Raw genomic sequence first — 17558 nt, forward strand, 5'->3', positions numbered from 1 at the left:
GCCGGAGGTGGGAAGAAGTCGCGCAGGAATTGCCCTCCACTTTTTCCACTCACAGGACAAAGGCGCGAGTCACCTGCCTTACCCCACAGGTAATCGACCGTGCGGCGCGCCCGGGTCAGGCTGGCATCAGTCCTGATCGCCCGACGGGAGGTCCCCCATGACCGACACCCCTGTCCCCGAAGCACTGCTGAGGGCCGTGCCGTTCGCCGACGAGCTGGGCATCGCCCTGGAGGAGGCCACCTCGGCCCGGGTCAGGGCCGCGCTCGCCTGGGCCCCCGCGTTGTGCACGGCGGGCGGCGCCCTGCACGGCGGTGCGCTGATGACGCTCGCCGACACAGCCGGCGCGGTGTGCGCGTTCCTCAACCTGCCGCCGGGCGCGAACACCTCGACCATCGAGTCGAAGACGAACTTCTTCCGCGCCGTGCGGTCGGGCACCGTCCACGCCGAGGCGCGAGCCGTGCACGTGGGACGCTCCAGCATCGCCGTGCGGACGGACCTGCGCGACGAGGTCGGCACCCTGGTGGGACAGACCACGCAGACTCAGGCGGTGCTGACCGCCCGCTGAGGCCTACGAACGCGCTCGCGCGTGGTACGACCGCCTTGTGTGCTCGGTGTGTTCGCGCATCAGACGGGTGGCCCGCTGTTCGTCGCGGTCGATGATCGCCGCGATGAGTGCGCGGTGTTCGACCCAGGACTGATGGCCCCGTTGGCGGGCGACCGGCGTGTAGTACCAGCGGACGCGGCGGTCGACCTGGGCGGCCAGTTCGGCGAGGACGGCGTTGCCCGCGAGCTCCATGATCTTCGCGTGGAAGCGGGCGTTCATGGCGACGGCCCCGTCCACGTCGTCGGCCTCGACGGCCTTCTCACCCTCCGCGCACAGCGCTTCCAGCGCGGCGATGCCGGCCTTGTCCGCGCCGGCCGCGGCGAGCCGGGCCGCCTCGGCCTCCAGGAGCGTACGGACCGTGAGGAGCTGGTCGGCCTCCTGCTCCGTCGGCTCGTGCACGAACGCGCCCTGGGCGGGCCGCAGATCGACCCAGCCCTCGGTGTTGAGCCGCTGCAGCGCCTCGCGCACCGGCTGCCGGGAGACCCCCAGATGCCCGGCGAGTTCGCTCTCCACGAGGTGCTGGCCGGGCTGGAGGGCACGGGTGGTGATGAGTTCGAGCAGTGCCTCGTAGACGCGATCACGCAGCGGACCCGGGCGTTCCAGCTTGGGTACCGCCCCTTGGGGCAGGCCTGTCGACAGCATCGCGGTCCCCCTCCTCGGCAGGGCCGTGCACAGCGCGGCGGAAGCCGGTCTCGCCGTAGCGTCAGTATCGATTGTCTTTCGTCTACAGTCTACGGCGCACAAGAGCCAGGGCTTCGGGGAGTTGACCGCGTCACACGGCGACGGGGTTCACGGGCAGCGGACGACCTGCCCCGCGTACGACAGGTTCCCGCCGAAGCCGAACAGCAGGACGGGGTCGCCCGTGGCGATCGCACCCTGTTCGACCAGCTTGGACAGGGCGAGCGGGATGCTCGCGGCCGACGTGTTGCCGGACCCCGTGACATCGCGCGCGACGACCGCGTTCACGGCGCCGATCTTCTCCGCGAGGGGTTCGATGATGCGGAGATTGGCTTGATGCAGTACGACCGCGGCGAGGTCCGCCGGCGCCAGCCCGGCCCGCTCGCACGCCCGCCGCGCGATGGGCGGCAGCTGCGTCGTCGCCCAGCGGTAGACGCTCTGCCCCTCCTGCGCGAAGCGCGGCGGCGTGCCCTCGATCCGCACCGCGTTCCCCATCTCGGGCACCGAACCCCACAGCACCGGCCCGATGGCGGGCTCGTCGGCGGCCTCCACGACCGCGGCCCCGGCCCCGTCTCCGACGAGCACACACGTCGTGCGGTCGCTCCAGTCCGTCACGTCGGACATCTTGTCGGCGCCGATGACCAGGGCCCGGCTCGCTCCTCCCGCGCGGACTGTGTGGTCGGCGGTGGCCAGGGCGTGGGTGAAGCCGGCGCACACCACGTTGAGGTCCATCGTGGCGGCCTGCGGAACGCCGAGACGGGACGCGACCCGGGCGGCCGTGTTGGGCGAGCGGTCGACGGCGGTGGAGGTGGCGACCAGCACCAGGTCGATGTCGGCGGGGGTCAGCCCGGCCGCCGCGAGGGCCTTGGCGGCGGCGTGGGCGGCCAGCTCGTCGACGGGTTCGTCGGGGCCGGCGATGTGGCGGGTGCGGATGCCCACCCGGCTCCTGATCCACTCGTCACTGGTGTCGACCATGCCCGCCAGGTCCTCGTTGGTGAGCACCTTGGCGGGCTGGTAGTGACCGACGGCGGCGATGCGCGAGCCGTTCATCTGGGCGGTCCCCCTCGTTGGAACTTGGGTAGCGGGACCCACCAGTCTGATCAGTGACTCGCGGGTACGACGGCAGGCAAGGCGACAGGAAACAGGTGCCCGCGTTGTCAGCTTCGGTCAGCTCCTCGGACGACCGGACACCTGTCGAACGGCTAGCCGGTGAACAGCTGGGTCGCCTTGCGGACCAGCTCGTACAGCCCGTAGGCGAGCGGGACGCCCACCCACACCCAGGCGAAGGCGATCAGCCACCGCCGGTCCGGGCTAGGCGGACTCTGGCTGCTGTCGCTGGACATGTGCGGCCTCCTTCGGTGCCGGGACGTGATGACGCGGGTGGACGGGCCGGACGAGTTCGTTGGCGACGAAGCCGACGACGAGCAGCCCGATCATGATGACGAACGACAGCCCGTACAGGGACGCGCCGTGCCGGCCCGCCTCCTCCTGCCGGTCGGCGATCCAGTTCACGATGAGCGGCCCGAGCACGCCCGCCGTGGACCATGCGGTGAGCAGCCGCCCGTGGATGGCGCCGACCTGGTGCGTGCCGAACAGGTCCTTCAGATACGCCGGGATCGTCGCGAAGCCACCGCCGTAGAAGGACAGGATCACCAGCGCGCACAGGACGAACAGCGGCTTGGAGGAGTCGCCGAACAGGGCGATGAGCGCGTACATCAGCGCGCCGACGCCCAGGTAGACGCGGTAGATGTTCTTGCGGCCGATCAGGTCGGACGTCGACGACCAGCCGATGCGGCCCGCCATGTTCGCCGCCGACAGCAGCGCGACGAAGCCGGCGGCGGCCGTGACCGACACGGGTGTGGAGGAGTCCGCGAAGAAGTCCGTGATCATCGGCGCGGCCTTCTCCAGGATGCCGATGCCGGCGGTGACGTTCATGCAGAGCACGACCCACAGGCACCAGAACTGCGGCGTGCGGATGGCCTGGTTCGCGGAGACCTGCGGGCCGGTGGGGGCTGGCCGCGCGGCTCCCCGCGCCCCCGGGACGCCGCTCGGAACCCGGACCAGGAGCACACCGAGCAGCATGAAGACGGCGTACGACAGGCCGTGTACCAGGAAGGCGAGCGCGATGCCGGAGCTGTCGCCGCCGAACGACTCCAGCATCTGCGCCGACCACGGCGAGGCGATGAGCGCGCCGCCGCCGAAGCCCATGATGGCGATGCCGGTGGCCATGCCGGGCCGGTCCGGGAACCACTTGATGAGGGTGGAGACGGGTGAGATGTAGCCGATGCCGAGGCCGATGCCGCCGACGAAGCCGTAGCCGAGGACGATCAGCCAGTACTGCTCCACGGCCGCGCCCAGCGCGGAGAGCAGGAAGCCGGACGAGAAGCAGACGAGGGCGACGGTCATGGCCCAGCGCGGGCCGTTGCGCTCCACGAGCGTGCCGCCGAACGCGGCGGACAGCCCCAGCATGACGATGCCCAGCTGGAAGGGCAGCGCGCTCTGCGTGCCGCTGAGGCCGAGCGCGGACTCCAGGGGCGGCTTGAACACGCTCCAGGCGTAGGCCTGGCCGATGGAGAGATGTACGGAGAGAGCGGCGGGCGGGACGAGCCAGCGGCTCCAGCCCGGGGGCGCGACTGGGGGACTCATGAACCCGGGACGGTAGGCAATCGCAGGGGAGTTGAGAAGGCGGCGCGTCGACCGTATGCGGTGAGCGGTATCCAGCATGCGCCGAACGGTCATCGCACGGACCCTTGCTGAGCCAACCTCCATACTGTAGACAATATTTCGTCGACACAAGCCGGACGACTGCCACCTGGCGGCAGCCGATCTGACGGCAGTCACCTCCGCGGTATCCCTCAAACCGAACGGAGTGTTCCCGTGAAAGTCGCAGTTCTCGGCGCCGGTGCCATCGGCGCCTACGTCGGCGCCGCGCTCCACCGCGCGGGTGCCGACGTGCACCTCATCGCCCGTGGACCGCATCTGGCGGCCATGAGGCAGCACGGAGTCCGGGTGCGCAGCCCGCGCGGCGACTTCACCGCGCACCCCCACGCGACCGACGACCCGGCCGAGGTCGGCCCGGTCGACTTCGTCTTCCTGGGCCTCAAGGCCAACGCGTACGCGGCGTGCGGGCCGCTGATCGCGCCGTTGCTGGGTGACACGACGGCGGTCGTGGCCGCCCAGAACGGCATCCCCTGGTGGTACTTCCACCGGCACGGCGGCCCGTACGACGGCCACCGCGTCGAGAGCGTGGACCCGGACGGCGCGGTCAGCGCGGTGCTCGCGCCCGAACGGGCCATCGGCTGTGTCGTCTACGCGGCGACCGAGCTCGAAGGGCCTGGCGTCGTACGGCACTTGGAAGGGACCCGGTTCTCGATCGGCGAGCCCGACCGCAGCGTCTCCACGCGGTGTGTGGCGCTCAGCGAGGCCATGCAGGCGGGCGGCCTGAAGTGCCCGGTCGAACCGGACCTGCGCAACGACATCTGGCTCAAGCTGCTCGGCAACATCTCCTTCAACCCGATCAGCGCGCTGGCCCGCGCGACCATGCGGCAGATGTGCCTGCACGGCGGCACCCGCAGGGTCATCGAGATCATGATGACCGAGACGCTCGCGGTCGCGAACGCCCTCGGCTGCGAGGTCGGCGTCTCCATCGAGCGCCGGCTCGCGGGCGCCGAGCGGGTCGGCGACCACCGCACCTCCACGCTCCAGGACCTGGAGCGCGGCAAACCGCTCGAACTCGACGTACTCCTCGCGGCGGTCGTCGAGTTGGCGGACATCACCGGCGTGGAGGTGCCCACCCTGCGCACCGTGCACGCCATCTCGGACCTGCTCGCGCTGAGGAGCGCCGCATGAGGAGCGTCGTATGAGGAAACGGCAACCGAAGACCTACACCCGGCTGACGCACCCGCTCGTACGGGACTCCCGCGACGAACCCTTCCGGCGGGCGACCTGGGACGAGGCGCTGGACCGGGCGGCCCGGGGCATCGAGCGCAACCGCGGTGCCTTCGGCATGTTCTCCTGCGCCCGCGCCACCAACGAGATGAACTACGTGGCGCAGAAGTTCGCCCGGGTCGTCATGGGCACCAACAACGTCGACTCCTGCAACCGCACCTGCCACGCCCCGAGCGTGGCGGGCCTGTCGGCGGCGTTCGGCTCGGGCGGCGGGACGTCGTCGTACGAGGAGATCGAGCACACCGACGTCATCGTGATGTGGGGCTCCAACGCCCGCTTCGCGCACCCGATCTTCTTCCAGCACGTGCTGAAGGGGATCAGGAACGGCGCCCGGATGTACGCGGTCGATCCGCGCCGGACGTCGACCGCCGAGTGGGCGGAGAGCTGGCTCGGCCTCAACGTCGGCACCGACATCCCGATGGCCCACGCGATCGGCCGCGAGATCATCCACGCGGGGCTCGCCAACCAGGCGTTCATCGAGCGGGCGACGACCGGCTTCGAGGAGTACGTGCGGCTCGTCGAGCCGTGGACGCTGTCGCTCGCCGAGAAGGTGACGGGCGTACCGGCCGCCGCCATCCGCGAGCTGGCGCACGCCTACGCCCGGGCCGAACGCGCCCAGCTGTGCTGGACCCTCGGCATCACCGAACACCACAACGGCACCGACAACGTCCGCGCCCTGATCAACCTGTCCCTGCTCACCGGGCACGTCGGCCGCTACGGCTCCGGCCTGCAGCCCCTGCGCGGGCAGAACAACGTGCAGGGCGGAGGGGACATGGGGGCGATCCCCAACCGTCTGCCCGGCTTCCAGGACATCCTCGACCCGGAGATCCGGCTGAAGTTCGAGTCGGCCTGGGACACGGTCATCCAGCCGCACTACGGCCTGAACCTCACGGAGATGTTCGAGGCGATGGAGGACGGCACGCTCAAGGCCGTCTACTGCGTCGGCGAGAACCCGGCCCAGTCGGAGGCCGACAGCGAACAGGCCGTCCGGCGGCTGAAGGCCCTCGACTTCCTGGTCGTCCAGGACATCTTCCTCACGAAGACGGCCGAGATCGCGGACGTCGTCCTGCCCGCCACGGCGGGCTGGGCGGAGACCGAGGGCACGACCACCAACAGCGAGCGCCGCGTCCAGCGCGTCCGCAAGGCGGTCACCCCGCCCGGCGAGGCCCGCGAGGACATCGACATCATCTGCGACCTCGCGGCCCGCCTCGGCCACGACTGGAAGTACGCCGACGCCGAGACCGTGTGGAACGAGCTGAGGTCGGTATCGCCCGACCACTACGGCATGACGTACGAGCGTCTGGAGGAGCACCAGGGCATCCAGTGGCCCTGCCCCAGCACCGACGGGCTCGAACCGACCTACCTGCACGGGCGGTTGTGGGAGCCGGACCCCGGCAAACGCGGTCCGCTCGCGCCCTTCGGGATCGTGCAGCACGACCCGCCCGTGGACCTCACCGACGAGGAGTACCCGATCCGGCTCACCACCGGGCGGCGGCTCGACTCGTACAACACCGGGGTGCAGAGCGGCGGTTACGCCTCACCGCTGCGGCGCGGCGAGTACATCGAGCTGTCCCCGGAGGACGCCGAGCGCTACGGGGTCGTGGTGGGCGAGCAGGTGCAGGTGACCTCGCGGCGCGGGTCGGTGACCGCGCCCGTGTGGGTGGACACCGCGCTGCGGCCCGGGCTCGCGTTCATGACCATGCACTTCCCCGACGAGGTGGACACCAACGCGCTGACGATCGAGGCGAACTGCCCGATCGCGGGGACGGCGGAGTTCAAGGCGTCGGCGATCCGGATCGACAAGCTGCCCATCGCGACCATCGTGGGGTGAACGTACGTGGACCTGCACTTCGGTGACAGCAAACCGACGGACGAGGAACGGGCCGCCGTCGACGCCCTGCTCGGGCCTCCGGAGTCCTCCTGGGAGGGCGCCGCCCGCGATGAGATGGGGGCCGCGGATCTGCGGTGGGCCCGTGGCGGGCGCGAGGCCCGGGACCGCCGCGACCTGCTGTTGCCGGGGCTGCACGCGATCAACGACCGGGTCGGCTGGATCAGCGACGGCGCCCTCGACTACCTGTGCCGGCGGCTGACGGTGCCGCCGGCGGAGGCCTACGGGGTCGCCACCTTCTACGCCATGTTCTCCGTCAAGCCGCGTCCGGCGACCGTGCTGCACGTCTGCACCGACCTGGCGTGCGCGGCGGCCGGGGCGCCGGAGCTGTGCGCGGGGATCGAGGAGCGGCTGGGGCCGGGCAGCGGGGTGAGCGTCGAACGCAGCCCGTGCCTCGGCCTGTGCGAACGCGCGCCCGCGGCACTCGCGATCAAGGCCGGGGACCCGGTCCGCACGGCGGTGTCGGCGCCGGCGACCGTGCACGACGCCGTGCTCGCCGCGAGCGCGCCCGACTCGGCGCCCGAGGAGCCGCCCGCCGCCCTGGCGGTGCCCCAGGCCGGGCAGGACGGCCTGATGCTGCTGCACCGGGTCGGCGTGGTCGACCCCGCGTCCCTCGACGACTACCGCGCCCACGGCGGCTACACCGCCCTGCGCCGGGCCTTCGAGCTGGGACCCGCCGGAGTCATCCGCGAGGTCACCGACTCGGGCCTGGTCGGGCGGGGCGGCGCCGCCTTCCCGACCGGCCGCAAGTGGCAGGCCACGGCGTCCCAGCCGGACCATCCGCACCACCTCGTCTGCAACGCCGACGAGTCCGAGCCCGGCACGTTCAAGGACCGCGTGCTCATGGAGGGCGACCCGTACGCGCTCGTCGAGGCGATGACGATCGCCGGCTACGCGACCGGCGCCCACCGGGGCTACCTGTACCTGCGCGGCGAGTACCCGCGCGCCCTGCACCGGCTCGAGCACGCGATCGCGCAGGCACGCTCACGTGGACTGCTCGGCGACGACGTCCTCGGCCAGGGCTACTCCTTCGACATCGAGATCCGGCGCGGCGCCGGCGCCTACATCTGCGGTGAGGAGACGGCCCTGTTCAACTCCATCGAGGGCTACCGGGGCGAGCCCCGCTCGAAGCCGCCGTTCCCCGTGGAGAAGGGCCTGTTCGGCAAACCGACGGTCGAGAACAACGTCGAGACGCTGGTCAACGTCCTGCCGATCCTGAACCTGGGCGCACCCGCCTACGCGGCGATCGGCACGGAGCGCTCGACCGGGCCGAAGCTGTTCTGCGTGTCCGGGACCGTGGAGCGGCCGGGTGTCTACGAGGTGCCGTTCGGCGCGACGCTGGGTGAGGTGCTGGCACTGGCCGGGGTGCGGGACGGGCTGCGGGCGGTGCTGCTCGGCGGGGCGGCCGGCGGTTTCGTCCGGGCCGACGAGCTGGACATCCCGCTCACCTTCGAAGGGACACGGGAGGCGGGCACCACGCTCGGCTCGGGGGTCGTCATGGCCTTCGACGACAGCGTGCCCCTCCCCCGCCTGCTGCTGCGCATCGCGGAGTTCTTCCGCGACGAGTCGTGCGGGCAGTGCGTGCCGTGCCGGGTCGGGACCGTGCGGCAGGAGGAGGCGCTGCACCGGATCGTGGAGCGCGCCGGCGCCGCCGCCGCGGACGACATCGCCTTGCTCAGGGGGGTCGGCCGCGCGATGCGGGACGCCTCGATCTGCGGTCTCGGGCAGACCGCCTGGAACGCCGTGGAATCCGCCATCGACCGTCTGGGGGCGTACGAATGACCGTCACACCGCTGGGGATCCCGCGCCGCATGCTGGAGTTCACGATCGACGGCGAGGAGGCCCGGGTCCCCGAGGGCTCGACGATCCTCGACGCCTGCCGGGCGGCCGGCAAGGACATCCCGACCCTGTGCGAGGGCGACACCCTGCGCCCGAAGAACGCCTGCCGCGTCTGCGTCGTCGAGGTCGAGGGGGCCCGCACCCTCGTCCCGGCCTGCTCCCGCAAGGCCGAGCCGGGCATGGAGGTGCACACCGACAGCGAGCGCGCCCGGCACAGCCGCAAGGTCGTCCTCGAACTGCTGGCGTCCTCCGTCGACCTCTCCACCACCCCGCGGGTCGCCGAGTGGCTCAAGGAGTACGAGGCGAAGCCGGACCGCTTCGGCCCGGACGCGGCCCGGCTCAACGAGGAGCCGAAGGTCGACAACGACCTGTACGTACGCGACTACGACAAGTGCATCCTCTGCTACAAGTGCGTGGACGCCTGCGGCGACCAGTGGCAGAACACCTTCGCGATCTCGGTGGCCGGGCGGGGCTTCGACGCCCGGATCGCCGTGGAGCACGACGCCCCGCTGACCGACTCGGCGTGCGTGTACTGCGGGAACTGCATCGAGGTGTGCCCGACGGGCGCGCTGTCCTTCAAATCCGAGTTCGACATGCGCGCGGCGGGTACGTGGGACGAGTCACGGCAGACCGAGACGACCACGGTGTGCGCGTACTGCGGAGTGGGCTGCAACCTGACGCTGCACGTGCAGGACAATGAGATCGTGAAGGTCACCTCACCGCACGACAACCCGGTGACCCACGGCAACCTCTGCATCAAGGGCCGCTTCGGCTACCAGCACGTACAGAACCGGGACTGATCAGGACATGGGACGAGTCACGGAACGACGCAAGGTGCTCCGCATCCGGGACGGGGCGGTCTCCAGCCGTCCGGACACACTCGTCGCCGAGGAACCCCTGGAGATCCGGCTGAACGGCAAGCCCCTCGCGATCACCATGCGCACCCCCGGCGACGACTTCGCCCTGGCGGCGGGCTTCCTGGTGAGCGAGGGGGTGCTGGGCGGGCAGCAGGACCTCCGGAACATCGTCTACTGCGCCGGGGCGACAGCCGACGGCTCGAACACGTACAACGTGGTCGACGTGCAGACGGCCCCGGGGGTGGTGATTCCCGACATCACGCTGGAACGGAACGTCTACACGACCTCCTCCTGCGGGCTGTGCGGCAAGGCGTCGCTGGACGCCGTGCGCACGACGGCCCGCTGGCCCATCGCCGACACTCCCGCGGTCCGGGTCACTCCCGAGCTGCTCGCGAGCCTGCCCGACCGGCTGCGTGCCGCCCAGCGGGTCTTCGACCGGACCGGCGGTCTGCACGCGGCGGCCCTGTTCTCCGAGGACGGCGAGCTGCTGGACGTCCGGGAGGACGTGGGCCGGCACAACGCGGTCGACAAGCTGGTCGGCCGTGCCCTGCAGAACGGGGAGCTGCCGCTGCCGCGGGCGATCCTGCTCGTCTCGGGCCGGGCCTCGTTCGAGCTGGCGCAGAAGGCCGTGATGGCCGGCATCCCGGTCCTGGCGGCGGTGTCGGCGCCCTCCTCGCTGGCGGTGGACCTGGCAGCCGAGACGGGCCTGACGCTGGTGGGCTTCCTGCGGGGCAGCTCCATGAACGTGTACGCGGGTGAGGACCGCATCGCCCTGCGGGCCGCGGCCGCCCAGGGCTGAGCAGGTTCCCCCGCGACACGGCGGCGGGGCCCCGACCGGCGGGGAGCGCCCCCTGCGCCGCAGGGGCCCCGTCTCGGCCTGCCCTCCCGACGACTGGGGGGCGTGGTCAGTGCGCCGTGTCGGATATCCGGAGCAGCATGCCCGTGAACTGCTCGCGCTCGGCCTGCGACAGCGGTGCGAGCAGCTCGTCGTTGGCCGCGCGGGCCGCCTTCTCGCAGCGCTTGAGCAGTCGGGCTCCCTCCTCGGTGAGGGACACCGCGTTCTTCCGCCGGTCCTTCGGGTCCGGCTCGCGCACCACCAGGCCCGCCGCCTGGAGGTCGTTCAGGATGCCGACCAGGTCCTTGGGGTCCAGCCGGACCCCGCGTCCGAGGTCGGCCTGGGCGACGGGGCCGAGGTCACGGACGGCGGACAGCACCACGTGGTGCCACATCCGCATGTCCTGCTCGGCCAGCGCCGCGGCCACCAGGGCCCGGCCGCGGGCGGCGGCCCGGCCGAGCAGCCAGCTGGGCAGGGAGCGGATCGCGGGGAGGGGAGCTTCCGACATGGCCGCAGCCTAACCAAGAAATCGTTGGTTCTCCCTATGATCCTCCTATACCGTTGGGCATCCCAACGAAATCGTGGGGACCACCAACGACACCCGGAGGTGCGATGCGCCGCGTCCGCTACGAATCCCGAGGCGGCCCCCTGTTCGTGGAGGAGGCACCGGTGCCCGAGCCGGGCCCCGGCGAACTGCTCGTGCGCGCGGAGGCGATCGGCGTCACGCTCCCGGTGGTACGCAAGGTCACCGAGGCGGCGGAGCCGGTCCCGCTCGGCGGCGAGATCGCCGGGGAGGTCACGGCCGTCGGCGAGGGCGTCACCCGCTTCAGTACCGGCGACCGCGTGACGGGGCTCTGCTTCGGCCACGGCTACGCCGACTTCGCGCTCCTGCACGAGGCCATGGCCTCCCCCGTCCCGGCGGACGCCACCGCCGTCGACGCGGTCGCCCTGGTCCGCAGCGGCCTGGTCGCCCTCGGCGCCCTGGAGGCGGCACGGCCGGAGCCGGGCGAAGCGGCCCTGGTCACGGCGGCGGCGAGCGGTGTCGGCCACCTGGCCGTGCAGCTGGCCAGGACGCGGGGCGCCGGACGGGTCGTGGGGGCCGTCTCCGCCCCGGCCAAGGCCGCCTTCGTCCGCGGCCTCGGCGCCGATCACATCGTCACCTACGGCGACGACAGCTGGGGCACCCCGGTCGACTACGCCCTGGACGCGGTCGGCGGGGAGCTGCTCGCCCCGGCCCTCGCCGCGCTCGCCCCGGAGGGACGGCTCGTGGCGTACAGCTCGGGCGGCGGCACCGTCCAGGCGTACGACCTGCTCGTGGGTGCCAAGTCGGTGATCGGGTTCCAGATGGCCCGCATCGCGCGCGGGAAGCCGGAGTTGTACGAGCAGTGGCGCAAGGAGCTGTGGCGGCTGTTCGCCGCCGGAGAGCTGAAGCCCGTCGTCCACGGGGAGTTCGCCCTTCAGGACGCGGCGAAGGCGCACGGGGAGATCGAGGCGAGGGCCAACCTCGGCAAGGTCGTCCTGATCCCCTGACGCACGCTTCTTGTGGGGGGTCTGTGAAGCCAAGTACCGTCTGTGGCCCACACATGGGACGTGGGATGTCCGCTTGTCCGAATGTCCGCTCCCCGGATGTCCGTTCCCATGCCTCGGTGGTCCAGCCGACAGACGCATGAAGGGCAGGTCGCACCATGCCGTCAAGTCTTCGCGCACGCCTGAGATCCACCCTGACAGCCGTTCTCACCGCCGCGGCGCTGCTCACGCCCGCAGGCCCGGCCGGTGCACAACCCGCCACGGACTTACCGGAGTTCGAACAACAGGTCCTCTTCAAGGCCTCCCAGGACCCCGGTTACGCGTGCTTCCGGATCCCCGCGATCGTGCGGACGACGGCCGGCACGCTGCTCGCCTTCGCCGAGGGCCGCGTCCTCAACTGCGGTGACGCGGCCGACATCGACATCGTCCTCAAGCGCTCCACCGACGGCGGCCGCACCTGGGGACCGCTCCAGGTCGTCAACGAGGGCGCGGGCGACACGCACGGCAACCCGGCGCCCGTCGTGGACCGCAGGACCGGCCGGATCCTGCTGGCCGAGACGTACAACACGGGCCGTACGGACGCCGGCAACTGCTCCGTCCCCTGCGACCGCACCCCGCATCTCCAGTACAGCGACGACGACGGCCGGACCTGGTCCGAGCCGCGCGACCTGAGCGGCGAGATCCTGCCCGGGCACTGGAACTCCTGGTACGCCACCGGGCCCGTGCACGGCATCCAGCTCAGCCGCGGGAAGCACGCCGGGCGGTTGGTGTTCGGCGTCAACACCGAGACGTGGGACGGCAGCAGGGTCACCGCGAACCACGCCGCGCTCATCGTCAGCGACGACGGGGGCGACACGTGGCGGATCGGTGCCACGGACTCCTGGCCGATAGCGCAGGACGGCACGTTCCGGCAGAAGCCGTCGGAGGTGACGCTCACCGAACGCGCCGACGGCGCCCTCCTCGTCAGCGGCCGGGAACAGGACGGCACCGACCCGGGCCACCGCTCCCAGACCCTCAGCCGGGACGGCGGCGACAGCTTCGCCACGCCCTTCCGCGGCCTCCCGGACCTCTACACGCCACAGGTCCAGGGCGCGACACTGCGCCTCGGCGACAGGCTCCTGCTGTCGGCCCCGGCCGATCCCGACCGCCGCCGGACGATGATGGTCCGCTCCTCCTACGACGGCGGGCGCACCTGGGACAGCGTGGACCGGGGCACGGTCGTCACCACGGACTGGTCCGGCTACTCCGACATGGCGGCGGTCGACGCCTCGACGGTGGGCCTGCTGTACGAGGGCGGCGCGGTCGACGCCCGCGACGAGATCCGCTTCGCCCGCTTCACCGAGGACTGGCTGGAACCGCGCCGTGGCGCCGACCCGACCACCCGCGACGTCGCGCCGGGCGCGCGGCCCGCGGCGGTGCTCGGCGGTGCCGGGCGAACGGCCGGCGTCCGCGGCGGTGCGCTGTCCTTCGACGGCGCCGACGACGCCGTGCGCCTGCCGTACCGGTCCCGGCTGGCGCTCGCCGACGGCGACTTCACGGCCTCGCTGTTCTTCCGCTACACCGCCACGACCGGCGAACAGCCCTTCCTGTGGATGGGCGGCATCGGCAACAGCCAGCCGCAGGTCTGGCTGCGCGGGGAGCCGGCGAGCGACCGGGTGCGGGCACTCATCACCACCCGGTCGGGCGCGACGACCGTCCGGACGGCCTCGGTGTCGACCGCCGGCGCCCACAACGACGGCCGCTGGCACCACCTGGTCCTGCGCCGGGGCGGCGGGAACCTGACCCTCTTCCTCGACGGCACACCGGTCAGCACCCCGGACGTGCCGGGCTCGGTCAGCCGTAACTCCCCGTTCGGCGTGCACATCGGCCAGCGCATGGACAGCCGGGCGTTCCTGACGGGGGCCATCGACGACGTCCGCGTCTGGAACCGGGCCCTGACCGACGGGGAGTTGACCGCCGCCACCAAGGACGCCGCCACGAGGGGCACGGTGCTGTGGCTCCCCATGGACCAGGTGAGCGGCAGCCACTAACGTCACCCAGCGTGCCCGACGACGCAGGTGCAGCACGAGCACGGCAGCGCACGGGAACCGGGATCGGCCTGCTGCTGGTCCTGGTTCTCGGGGCCGCGCTGCTCATCGCCCTCCCCGAGGAGGAGAGTCCGCACGACGACACCGCCTGCCGGGCGCGCACGGTCCGCTCCTGGCAGCAGGACGACGGCCTCACCGCCGAGTTCGCCCGCTACGGCGACGACGCGACCCGCACCGACGACTGGACCGGCGGCGACGGAACCCACTCGGTGCGGCTGCCGGACGGCCGGGTGCTGTGGCTGTTCTCGGACACCTACCTGGGCCGCGTCCACGGCCCGCCCAACCCGGCCGGCGAGTCCCACGCCTGGCGGGACACCACCGCGCCGCTGGTGCGCAACTCGGCCGTGCTGATGCGCGACGGACGGCTGGAGACCACCCTCCCCGCCCCGCTCTTCCCCGACCCGGCGCCGAACCAGTGGCGCTGGCCGGTCGCCGCCCGCGTCGAACCCCGCTCCCCCGGCTCCTCGGAGCAGGTCGTCCGGGTACTGCTGTGGGTGCGCACGGCCGGCCAGGCCCCGTGGATCTACGGCGTGCCCACCGCGACCGAGGTCGCCACGCTGTCGCTGCCCGAGCTGCGCCTGGAGTCGGTCGTCAAGGTGCTCGACCAGCAGCTGGTCCCCGACCCGTCCCGGCGGGTGCTGTTCGGCACGACGCTGGTCGAGGAGGACGGCTGGAGTTACGTCTTCGGCGGTGACGACGGCCGGGCCGCCTCCCGCCCGGCCTCGCACGCGTACGTGGCGCGGGTGCCGGAGGGCGGGCTCGGGGATCCGGCGGCCTGGCGGTACTGGACCGGCTCGGCGTGGGCGGCCGGCGCCCGCCCCCGGCCGGTGCTCGGGGACGGGCAGCGCAGGGGCGTGGGCAGCGCGTTCTCGGTCGTCCGGGACGGCGGGACGTACGTGCTGTTCACGATGGCCGCGGGCACCAAGGGCCTGACCACCGTCGCCTCGTACTGGGCGTGTTCCCCGGCCGGGCCGTGGCACGGGCCCGCGAAGGAGTTCAGCCCGTCGCTGCCGCAGGGCCAGGTGGCCGCCTACAACCCGCAGGCGCACCCGGTGCTGAGCGGCGGCGGGCGTCTCGTGCTGAGCTACGACGTCAACTGGCTGGAGACGACGGGCGCCGCCGCCCAGCTCAGCCGGAACGTGTCCCTGTACCGACCGCGGTTCGTGGCGCTGCGGCTGGCTCCGCCGCGGTGACCTCCGGGCGCGGGTCGTGCGAGCGGCGCTTGGCGATCACCGCGCAGACCATCAGCTGCATCTGGTGGAAGAGCATCAGCGGCAGCACGGCCAGCGAGGCCTGCGCGCCGAACAGGACGCTCGCCATCGGCAGTCCGGCGGCCAGGGACTTCTTCGAACCGGCGAACTGGAGGGTGATCCGGTCCTCCCGACGGAAGCCCAGCGCCTTGCCGCCGTACCAGCTCAGCAGCAGCATCACGGCGAGGATCACGGCCTCGACGACGAGCAGCCCGGCCAGCCGGAGGGGGCTGACCTGGTGCCAGATGCCCTGGACCATGCCCTGGCTGAACGCGGTGTAGACGACGAGCAGGATCGAGCCGCGGTCCACGAGTCCGAGGATCTTCTTGTGACGGGTGATGAAGCCGCCGATCCAGCGGCGCAGCAGTTGCCCGGCGAGGAACGGCACGAGCAGTTGCAGCACGATCTTCAGCAGCGAGTCGGCGGAGAACCCGCCGCCGCTGCCGCCGAGCAGCGAGGCCGCGAGCAGCGGGGTGGCGACGATCCCGACGAGGGAGGAGAAGGAGCCCGCGCAGATCGCGGCGGGCACGTTGCCGCGGGCCATCGAGGTGAAGGCGATCGAGGACTGCACGGTCGACGGGACGAGCGTGAGGAAGAGCAGGCCCTGGTACAGCGGGTGCGTCAGGATCACCGGCACCAGCCCGCGGGCCGCCAGGCCGAGCAGCGGGAAGACGACGAAGGTGCAGGCCAGGACGGTGACGTGGAGCCGCCAGTGGCGCAGGCCGTCCAGTGCCTCACGGGTGGACAGCCGGGCGCCGTAGAGGAAGAACAGCAGGGCGATCGCCGCCGTGGAGGCACCCGACGCGACATCGGCGACCGTCCCGCGGGCCGGGAACAGTGCGGCGACACCCACCGTCCCGAGGAGGAGGAGGATGTACGGGTCGATCGGCATCCGACGCGGTCGGCGCAGGCGTTTCACGGTGCTCCACTTGCTCAGTACGTACAGGCGGTACAGGGCCGGTACGGCCCCCTTCCATCCTGCTCCTCACCCCGGCGATCGGGAATCCCGCACACCGCTCTCACTGTCATCACGTTCCGCGATAACCTGGGAGGCATGTACGACCCGTCCCATCTGCGCACCTTCCTGTCGGTGGCACAGACGCTGAGCTTCACGCAGGCCGCCCGCCGGCTCGGGCTGCGGCAGTCCACCGTCAGCCAGCACGTGCGGCGGCTGGAGGACGCCACGGGGCGGACGCTGTTCTCCCGGGACACGCACTCGGTGGAGCTCACGGAGGACGGCGAGGCCATGCTCGGGTTCGCGCGCCGGATCCTGGAGGTGCACGAGCAGGCGACGGCGTTCTTCACGGGCACCCGGCTGCGCGGCCGGCTGCGCTTCGGCGCGTCGGAGGACTTCGTGCTGACCCGGCTGCCGGAGATCCTCGAGGGCTTCCGGCACGACCACCCGGAGGTCGACCTGGAGCTGACGGTCGAGCTGTCGGGCACGCTGCACGAGCAGCTCGCCGCCGGGAAGCTGGACCTCGTCCTGGCCAAGCGGCGCCCCGAGGACCCGCGCGGCGAGCTGGTCCGGCACGACAGCCTGGTGTGGATCGGCGCGGAGCGCCTCCGGCTCGACCCGGACCGGCCCGTGCCGCTCATCGTCTATCCGCCGCCGGGCATCACCCGCGCGCTCGCCCTGGAGGCACTGGAGCGACAGGGCCGCGAATGGCGCGTGGTGTGCACGAGCGGCAGCCTCAACGGCCTCGTCGCGGCGGCCCGGGCGGGGCTCGGGGTGATGGCCCACTCCCGCGGCCTCATCCCGCCGGGCCTGGTCCGGGTCCCGGACCGGGCGGGGCTGCCGGAGCTGGGGCAGGTCGACTTCGTCGTGGTCCACGGCCGGCGGCGCTCCTCCGCCCAGGGCGCGGCGGATGCCCTGGCCGCGGCGATCCTGGCTGGCGGCGACCGGCTGAACCGGAGTGACGAAATCCGCCTCCGGGGCGCTGACACAAGAGACGACCGGACGCCGCACGCGAGGAGCCTCGCGCCGTAACCGGGTCGTACAGATTCGGTGGAGATTACGGCACCGAAACTTACTCAACCGTCAGGAT

Annotated in this window: 16 protein-coding genes; 10 read left to right on the plus strand and 6 right to left on the minus strand. The window is 72.0% G+C overall.

Translation table 11 applies throughout. From position 1 onward, the window contains the following. The first annotated feature begins 157 nt into the window (after positions 1-157). Positions 158-565, plus strand: coding sequence for a PaaI family thioesterase (locus GTY47_RS32140; RefSeq protein ID WP_010045935.1), 408 nt, complete (start codon positions 158-160; stop codon positions 563-565). Positions 566-568: 3 nt separating this feature from the next. On the opposite strand, the gene GTY47_RS32145 is transcribed toward GTY47_RS32140, so the two are convergent. The 4 genes from GTY47_RS32145 to GTY47_RS32155 form a co-directional block, all read right to left on the minus strand. Next, positions 569-1246, minus strand: coding sequence for a GntR family transcriptional regulator (locus tag GTY47_RS32145; protein ID WP_010045937.1), 678 nt, complete (start codon positions 1244-1246; stop codon positions 569-571). Between the two features lie 147 nt (positions 1247-1393). Then, positions 1394-2332 carry a beta-ketoacyl-ACP synthase III gene (locus GTY47_RS32150; RefSeq protein ID WP_010045939.1) on the minus strand — a complete coding sequence of 313 codons (939 nt, stop codon included), beginning with the start codon at positions 2330-2332 and terminating at the stop codon, positions 1394-1396. Positions 2333-2484: 152 nt separating this feature from the next. Continuing rightward, positions 2485-2625 (minus strand): hypothetical protein, encoded by a 141-nt coding sequence (locus GTY47_RS40490; RefSeq protein WP_010045941.1) that lies wholly within the window; start codon positions 2623-2625, stop codon positions 2485-2487. Beyond that, on the minus strand, positions 2594-3928 hold the full coding sequence (locus tag GTY47_RS32155; protein ID WP_010045942.1) for an OFA family MFS transporter: 1335 nt from the start codon (positions 3926-3928) through the stop codon (positions 2594-2596). The genes GTY47_RS40490 and GTY47_RS32155 overlap by 32 nt, the downstream gene beginning before the upstream one ends. A gap of 231 nt (positions 3929-4159) precedes the next feature. On the opposite strand from GTY47_RS32155, the gene GTY47_RS32160 reads away from it, so the two are divergent. The 5 genes from GTY47_RS32160 to fdhD are packed head-to-tail and all read left to right on the plus strand — an operon-like array spanning position 4160 to position 10613. Continuing rightward, positions 4160-5131: a 2-dehydropantoate 2-reductase gene (locus tag GTY47_RS32160; protein WP_010045943.1), complete on the plus strand. Its 972-nt coding sequence runs from the start codon at positions 4160-4162 to the stop codon at positions 5129-5131. 10 nt (positions 5132-5141) lie between these two features. Continuing rightward, positions 5142-7061: a molybdopterin-dependent oxidoreductase gene (locus tag GTY47_RS32165; protein ID WP_010045944.1), complete on the plus strand. Its 1920-nt coding sequence runs from the start codon at positions 5142-5144 to the stop codon at positions 7059-7061. A gap of 6 nt (positions 7062-7067) precedes the next feature. Beyond that, positions 7068-8900 (plus strand): NAD(P)H-dependent oxidoreductase subunit E, encoded by a 1833-nt coding sequence (locus GTY47_RS32170; protein ID WP_010045945.1) that lies wholly within the window; start codon positions 7068-7070, stop codon positions 8898-8900. Beyond that, positions 8897-9757, plus strand: coding sequence for a 2Fe-2S iron-sulfur cluster-binding protein (locus GTY47_RS32175; protein WP_010045946.1), 861 nt, complete (start codon positions 8897-8899; stop codon positions 9755-9757). Before GTY47_RS32170 ends, GTY47_RS32175 begins: the two co-directional genes overlap by 4 nt. Positions 9758-9764: 7 nt before the next feature. Then, entirely contained in the window at positions 9765-10613 is an 849-nt protein-coding gene (gene fdhD, locus GTY47_RS32180; RefSeq protein WP_010045947.1) for a formate dehydrogenase accessory sulfurtransferase FdhD, read from the plus strand. Positions 10614-10719: 106 nt separating this feature from the next. Here the strand turns inward: fdhD and GTY47_RS32185 are convergent, their stop codons facing one another. Then, complete coding sequence (locus tag GTY47_RS32185; protein WP_010045950.1) at positions 10720-11157, minus strand: MarR family winged helix-turn-helix transcriptional regulator; 438 nt, start codon at positions 11155-11157, stop codon at positions 10720-10722. A 104-nt stretch (positions 11158-11261) separates the two neighbouring features. Here GTY47_RS32185 and GTY47_RS32190 point away from each other — a divergent pair, with 104 nt between their 5' ends. The 3 genes from GTY47_RS32190 (at position 11262) to GTY47_RS32200 (ending at position 15456) form a co-directional block, all read left to right on the plus strand. Further along, the gene (locus tag GTY47_RS32190) at positions 11262-12179 is read left to right on the plus strand and encodes a zinc-binding dehydrogenase (RefSeq protein WP_010045952.1); all 918 of its coding nucleotides are present in this window, start codon (positions 11262-11264) and stop codon (positions 12177-12179) included. Positions 12180-12334: 155 nt separating this feature from the next. Then, positions 12335-14206 (plus strand): exo-alpha-sialidase, encoded by a 1872-nt coding sequence (locus tag GTY47_RS32195; RefSeq protein ID WP_010045956.1) that lies wholly within the window; start codon positions 12335-12337, stop codon positions 14204-14206. An 11-nt stretch (positions 14207-14217) separates the two neighbouring features. After that, positions 14218-15456, plus strand: a complete 1239-nt coding sequence (locus GTY47_RS32200; protein WP_010045958.1) for a DUF4185 domain-containing protein — start codon at positions 14218-14220, stop codon at positions 15454-15456. Here the strand turns inward: GTY47_RS32200 and GTY47_RS32205 are convergent. Continuing rightward, entirely contained in the window at positions 15392-16405 is a 1014-nt protein-coding gene (locus tag GTY47_RS32205) for a bile acid:sodium symporter family protein (protein WP_010045960.1), read from the minus strand. The genes GTY47_RS32200 and GTY47_RS32205 overlap by 65 nt on opposite strands. 162 nt (positions 16406-16567) lie before the next feature. On the opposite strand from GTY47_RS32205, the gene GTY47_RS32210 reads away from it, so the two are divergent. Continuing rightward, a complete protein-coding gene (locus GTY47_RS32210; RefSeq protein ID WP_010045962.1) occupies positions 16568-17500 on the plus strand; it encodes a LysR substrate-binding domain-containing protein in 933 nt (310 codons plus the stop codon). Positions 17501-17558 lie beyond the last annotated feature (58 nt).

The sequence above is a fragment of the Streptomyces sp. SID5464 genome, from assembly GCF_009862985.1.
GTDB classification, from domain to species: domain Bacteria; phylum Actinomycetota; class Actinomycetes; order Streptomycetales; family Streptomycetaceae; genus Streptomyces; species Streptomyces chartreusis_D.